Origin of the sequence: Klebsiella sp. ME-303, assembly GCF_007910085.1 — a bacterium.
Classification (GTDB): Bacteria; Pseudomonadota; Gammaproteobacteria; order Enterobacterales; family Enterobacteriaceae; genus Klebsiella; species Klebsiella michiganensis.
The window spans coordinates 1-379 of the sequence record NZ_VOJB01000097.1 but is presented as its reverse complement, the minus strand read 5'-3'; the positions used below and the strand labels follow the sequence as shown (position 1 = coordinate 379).

The window sequence follows — 379 nt, the reverse complement described above, 5'->3', positions numbered from 1 at the left end:
AGTGGTTGGCTATGCTCGGGGCGCTTTCGCCCGGTGATGAAGCAGAACTCCTCACCAGGTTGCATAAAGATAACCCACTGTTTTCCAATAGTCCTTTTCTCACGCTTCCCCCGCTTGCCAGGGCTGTTGCCTGGCTTATCCTGTCGCATCATCGGCTGCCTGATAATTTAGATGGCGATAATGAACCGGTGCTGAAACATTGTGAGGGCTGGTTAGAAAATCAGCTCAACGCCAGCTGGAATTCACTGAATCACAAAAATGAAAGCTGGAGGGAGGCGGATTTTCATAAGGTCTGGACGTTCCCCCTGGGAACGCCATTGCAAAGTGTTACCTGGCGAGAAAAGGGGCGGCAGATAGCCCGGCGCGCCAGAAATAGCGC

Annotated in this window: 1 pseudogene; it reads left to right on the top strand. The window is 52.8% G+C overall.

The features are described from left to right. Positions 1-379 (top strand): annotated as a pseudogene (locus FQK12_RS27355) (type I-F CRISPR-associated helicase Cas3); the annotation flags it as partial.